Annotated in this window: 4 protein-coding genes; 3 read left to right on the plus strand and 1 reads right to left on the minus strand. The window is 62.3% G+C overall.

Annotated features, from left to right (window positions below; genetic code table 11):
* Positions 1–36 precede the first annotated feature (36 nt).
* On the plus strand, positions 37–1,962 hold the full coding sequence (locus tag JQ609_RS27675; RefSeq protein WP_212276043.1) for an FAD-binding monooxygenase: 1,926 nt from the start codon (positions 37–39) through the stop codon (positions 1,960–1,962).
* A gap of 237 nt (positions 1,963–2,199) precedes the next feature.
* Positions 2,200–3,132: an N-carbamoyl-D-amino-acid hydrolase gene (locus JQ609_RS27680; RefSeq protein ID WP_212276044.1), complete on the plus strand. Its 933-nt coding sequence runs from the start codon at positions 2,200–2,202 to the stop codon at positions 3,130–3,132.
* A 56-nt stretch (positions 3,133–3,188) separates the two neighbouring features.
* Here the strand turns inward: JQ609_RS27680 and JQ609_RS27685 are convergent, their stop codons facing one another.
* Positions 3,189–3,851 carry an aspartate/glutamate racemase family protein gene (locus JQ609_RS27685; protein WP_212276045.1) on the minus strand — a complete coding sequence of 221 codons (663 nt, stop codon included), beginning with the start codon at positions 3,849–3,851 and terminating at the stop codon, positions 3,189–3,191.
* Between the two features lie 207 nt (positions 3,852–4,058).
* Between JQ609_RS27685 and hydA the strand changes: the two genes are divergently transcribed.
* The gene (gene hydA, locus JQ609_RS27690; protein WP_212276046.1) at positions 4,059–5,528 is read left to right on the plus strand and encodes a dihydropyrimidinase; all 1,470 of its coding nucleotides are present in this window, start codon (positions 4,059–4,061) and stop codon (positions 5,526–5,528) included.
* The last annotated feature ends 472 nt before the right edge of the window (positions 5,529–6,000 follow it).

The following is a 6,000-nucleotide window of genomic DNA, read 5'->3' on the forward strand; positions in this document are numbered from 1 at the left end:
CGGCTTGGAAGTCGCGTCGGGCGCGGGGAGGGTTTCGTGCAATTTCATCTCAACGGATTCGAACCCGGCGACCCCGAGATTCAAGACCCGGCACAACGGGTTGTTGCGTCAGGATCTGCCGGCGCCATTCCGACGGAGGTCGACATCCTCATCGTCGGCTGCGGTCCGGCCGGGCTGACGCTGGCGGCTCAACTGTCCGCCTTTCCCGACATCAAGACCTGCATCGTCGAACAGAAGCCAGGTCCTTTGCTCCGCGGCCAGGCCGATGGCGTTGCCTGCCGCACGATGGAGATGTTCGAAGCCTATGGCTTCAGCGAGCGTGTGCTGAAGGAAGCCTGCTGGATCAACGAGACGACCTTCTGGAAACCCTACCCCGCGCAGCCCGACAACATCGTCCGCAGCGGACGGGTGCAGGACACCGAAGACGGGCTGTCGGAGTTTCCGCACGTCGTCCTGAACCAGGCGCGGGTGCATGATTTCTATCTCGAAATCATGCGCAAATCGCCGTCGCGGCTTGAGCCGTATTATGCACGGCGCCTGCTCGATCTTCAGGTCGACTCAGCGGTCACCTCCGGCGACGATGCCGGTCCACATCTGGTGACCGCCAGGCTGGAGCGGGTCGATCCAGCGCACAAAGGACAGATTGAGACCATCAAGGCGCGCTACGTGGTGGGCTGCGACGGCGCCCGCAGCACGGTGCGCGCGAGCATCGGGCGTACGCTGCGCGGCGACTCCGCCAACCATGCCTGGGGCGTCATGGACGTGCTGGCCGTCACCGACTTTCCCGATGTCCGCTTCAAGTCATTGATACAGTCCGCCAACCACGGCAGCATCATCATCATCCCGCGGGAAGGCGGCTATCTTTTCAGGCTGTATATCGAACTCGACAAGCTCGATGCCGGGGAGCGGGTTTCCAGCCGCAATATCACGGCCGATGACCTGATCGCGGCGGCGCGGCGCATTTTCAATCCCTATTCGCTCGACGTGAAGGAGATTCCGTGGTGGTCGGTCTATGAGATCGGCCAGCGCCTGTGCGACAAGTTCGATGACGTGCCGGAAGCAGACGTCGCAAAACGTCTGCCGCGTGTGTTCATCGCCGGCGACGCCTGCCACACCCACAGCCCGAAAGCGGGCCAGGGCATGAACGTATCCATGCAGGACGGTTTCAATCTCGGATGGAAGCTGGCGTCGGTCTTGCGGCGGCGCTGCGCACCCAGCCTCCTGCACAGCTATTCGGCCGAACGCCAGGCTATCGCCAAGGAACTGATCGACTTCGACCGCGAATGGGCCGCCTTGCTCGCGTCGAGCAAGGGGTTCGATCCGGCCGAGACGCAGAGCTATTTCGTGAGGCACGGGCGTTACACCGCGGGAACCGCGGCTCGTTACCGGCCCTCGATCCTGACCGGCGAGCCAACCCATCAGCATCTGGCCGAGGGGCTGACGATCGGCATGCGCTTTCATTCCGCGCCGGTCATCCGCCTGGCCGACGCCAAGCCGGTTCACCTCGGCCACACGGTCAGGGCGGACGGACGCTGGCGCATTTTTGCCTTTGCCGGCGCGGAGGATCCCGCCGCGTCCAACTCCGGCATCCGGGCCCTGTGCGACTTCCTTGCGGAGGCGCAGGATTCTCCTGTGCGGAAATTCACCCCTGATGGTGAGGACCTCGACTCGGTGATCGATGTTCGCGCGGTTTTCCAGCAGGATCATCATGCGCTCGCCATCGAGGCGATGCCGTCCTTCCTGCTGCCAGGGAAGGGACGATATGGACTTCGCGACTACGAAAAAATGTTCTGCGCCGACCTGACAGGCGGCAACGACATCTTCACGATGCGCGGCATCGATCGCGAGCAGGGATGCATGGTGGTCGTACGGCCAGACCAGTACGTGGCGCACGTTCTGCCGCTCGATAGCTACGGGCCGCTCACGACATTCTTCGACGGCTTCATGACCCGACCGGCCTGAACGCAGCCGGCGCCGATCCGTGACGGCACGCTCGACCATGCGCTGGCGCGCGTCGCGGGGGCGGCGAGCAGAAACGCAGAACTGACGTGCATCACGAGGACTGTCTCCGGAATTGACTTCGTGTGAACCAAAACTTTAACTGATGGCTCGATTGAGCCGGATAGGACTCCGAGCTTCACAGGCTGCTTCATGTTCATGCAAGCGCCGCCTTAAATGGAAGCGCTCAGAAAGGTATCCATGCGCGTCATCACTGTTGCCGCCGCCCAGTTGGGTCCGATCCAGAAAGCCGACAGCCGCGAAACCGTCGTCAAACGCATGATCGCGCTGATGGATGAAGCCAAGGCGAGGGGCGCCGATCTGATCGTCTATCCGGAGCTTGCCCTCACCACGTTCTTTCCACGCTGGTACATGGAGGTCCAGGCTGAGATCGACACCTGGTTCGAACGCGAGATGCCGAACGCGGCGACAAGGCCCTTGTTTGAACGGGCGGCCCACCACAAGATCGCAATGAATTTTGGCTACGCCGAACTGACGCCGGATGGGCATCATTTCAACACCTGCATCCTCACCGACAAGTCCGGAACAATTGTCGGCAAATACCGCAAGGTCCATCTGCCCGGTCATTCGGAGTTCGACACGAAGCGCGCGTTCCAGCATCTGGAGAAGCGCTACTTCGAGCCCGGCGATCTCGGTTTCAACGTCTGGCGTGCGCTCGGCGGAATCTTCGGCATGGCTGTCTGCAACGACCGGCGCTGGCCGGAAACCTACCGCGTGATGGGTCTGCAGGGCGTCGAGATGGTGCTGATCGGCTACAACACACCCTCGGTCAATGCCGAGAAGCGCGAGGAGGGGCCCGAGAAGCGGCTCTTCCACAACCGGCTGTCCGCACAGGCTGGTGCCTACCAGAACTCTACCTGGGTCGTATGCGTCGCCAAGGCCGGCGTCGAGGATGGCCACCCCTTGATCGGCGGCAGCCTGATCGTCAACCCGGACGGAGAGATCGTCCTCGAGGCGAAAACCGAAGAAGATGAATTGCTGGTGTATCCTTGCGACCTCGATGCCACCGATTTCGGCAAGAAGACCATCTTCAACTTCGCCAACCACCGCCGCATTGAGCATTATGGCCTGATCACCAGCCGCACCGGCGCGGTGCCGCCGCCGGAAAACTAGATGTCGGGCATCTCCGCGCGGTGGCTTGCACGTAACGGTGAGCTGTCGAACTAAACTCAGTGATGCGAGAACTGCACCGTACCCAATGCCATGGTCACAGCCGCCTGCGTCGGATCGATCACGGGAATCCCGAGCGCTTGTTCCAGCGGCCTTCGGTGACGCGCCATGCCGGCACAGCCCATCACGATGGCGCCGGACCCGTCCTCGTCCTTGAGCGCGCGCCCGACCTCGATCATCTTCGCGAGCGTTCCTTCGCCCGACGCCGTCTCCGCCACGCTCATGTTGAGCGGGCGCTCCCGCGTCAGGCGATCCATCAATCCCATTTGCCTGAGGTAACGGACGTGGCGGCGAATCGAGCGCTGTGCGATCGCAATGACGCCGAAGGTTTCGGCGCGCGCAAGCGCCGTCAGCACGCCGCATTCGGCGATGCCGAAAACGGGCCGGTCCGTTGCTTCGCGGCAGACATGCAGGCCCGGATCGCTGTAGCAGGCAATGACAAAGGCGGCCGAACTGTTGTCACCTTCGACAAGACGGCGCAGCGGCATCGCCAGGCCATCGACGTCGGCCTGGCTCTCGATCCCGTAGGGCCCCTCGGCCAGGGTCTCGCAGACGATCTCCGGTCCGCCTTCAAAGTCGAGTGGCTTCAAGGCTTGCTCCAGCCCTTGTGTCACCACCTGGTTGGAATTGGGATTGATGACGAGAATGCGGGGCCGGGACATGGTATTTTCCTGCGGGTGACGCGTCCGTTGATACCGCGAGATCGGCGGGCAACAGGATGACAATGGAAGCAATGACCATGCCATCCAGCGATGCATGGTCTACCGTCTGCCGCGAAAGCGCAAGGCAGCGTAACGGTACGATCCATGCTTTTATGGGGTGAGCGCAAGGCTTAGGATTTGAAGGACTTAATTGCTGGAGAGTTTGCCATGACCGAGCCCGCCTACGACCTTCTCATTCGCGGCGGACGCGTCGCGACCCTCAGCGACGTGTTCGAGGCCGACGTCGCCATTTCCGGCGAGACGATCGTCGCGGTCGGCCGCGGGCTGCCGGCCGGGCGACGCGAGATCGATGCGCGCGGCAAGCTGGTGCTGCCCGGCGGTGTCGATAGCCACGCCCATATCGAACAGCTTTCAGCCGCGGGCATCATGAACGCCGATACATTCGAGAGCGCGACGGTCTCGGCCGCCTTCGGCGGCACCACGAGCGTGATCTCGTTCGCGGCCCAGCACGTCGGCATGAAACTGCCGCAGGTGCTGGAGGACTATCGCGCGCTGGCTAGAAAGGGCGCGGTGATCGACTACGCCTTTCACATGGTCATCGCCGATCCGACAAAGGAAACGCTGGAGACGGACCTGCCGGCATTGATCAAGCAGGGCCATGGCTCGATCAAGATCTTCATGACCTATGATCGCCTGAAGATCGATGACGAGCCGCTGCTCGACATTCTGCTGGCGGCGCGTGACGGCGGTGCGATGCTCTGCGCCCATGCCGAGAACCACGGGATCATTTCCTGGATGGTGAAGCGGCTGCTCGCGCGCGGTTATACCCATCCGAAATATCACGCTATCAGCCATGCCCGCGTTTCCGAAGCGGAGGCGTTCACGCGGTTGATTGGCATGGCTGCGTTGATCGACCAACCGATCATGATCTTCCACGTCTCGACGGCGGAAGGCGCCAAGGTCATCCGCGATGCGCGCGGGCAGGGGCTGAAGGTGTTCGCGGAAACCTGCCCGCAATATCTGTTTCTCACTGCCGATGATCTCGACAAGCCCGGCGTGGAGGGCGCCAAATGGATGTGCAGCCCGCCGCCGCGCCGCGCCGCCGACCAGGAAGCACTGTGGCAGGCGTTGGCGCTCGGCGATCTCCAGACCATTTCGTCCGATCACGCGCCGTACCGGTTCGACGAAACCGGCAAATTGCGGGCCGGCCCCAATCCGAATTTCAAGCAGGTGGCGAACGGTCTGCCGGGCCTTGAAGTCCGGCTGCCGCTGCTGTTCGACGCCATGGTTTCCAGGGGGCGCCTCGGAATCGAAAAGTTCGTCGAACTGACCGCGACGGCGCCCGCAAAGATCTACAATCTGCATCCGCGCAAAGGCTCGATTGCGGTTGGCGCCGATGCGGATATCGCGATCTGGGACCCGGCGCGGGAGGTGACGCTGAGCGATGAAATGATGCATGACCTCACGGGCTATACGCCCTTCGCCGGCCGCAAGCTGCGCGGCTGGCCGGTGACCGTGCTATCGCGCGGGCGCGTCATCGTGTCGGACGGCAAACGTTCGGTCGAAGCGGGCTCAGGGCGTTTCCTCGCACGCACGGGAGGAGAGGCGGCTAAACCGACCGGCCGGCTGGTATCGGATATGGACCCGGATCAGAATTTCGGGGCGAGGCTCTTGTGATCTGTCCGCGACCATTCTGATCAGCCATGACCTCGGTCTCACCGCTTGGCGTTCGATTCCGTAGGTTCTCTTTTTCGATGCGCAATGACGGCGGAGTGCGGCAAATCAACCCGACGGGCAAATCAGTTCGGATTTACGGAAACCATGTCAAGTGCAAAATTTCTGTAAATCAAAAATATTTCTCTTTCCATCGAGCCAAATCACCGGCACATTCCCGCCATCCCGTCCTACTCAGAAGGGCGTCGGCCGTCGTCACGGACGTTGGGCGGGTTGCGGTGGACGCTGGTTTACGCTGAGACGACGGCGTGGACGGGCGTACGGCAAAACCGTGTGGTCCTGGCGCCCGTTGCAGGCGTCAAGTTGCCGGAGAAGCGTGAGCTGAACCGGCGATGACGGAGTCAACCAAGAACTCGTCTCCGGGGAGATCACGGCATAAGCCGTAAAGCCATTGCGCAGGGAAGGCCGGGTGTTC

Origin of the sequence: Bradyrhizobium sp. AUGA SZCCT0169 (assembly GCF_018130085.1) — a bacterium.
Lineage (GTDB): Bacteria > Pseudomonadota > Alphaproteobacteria > Rhizobiales > Xanthobacteraceae > Bradyrhizobium.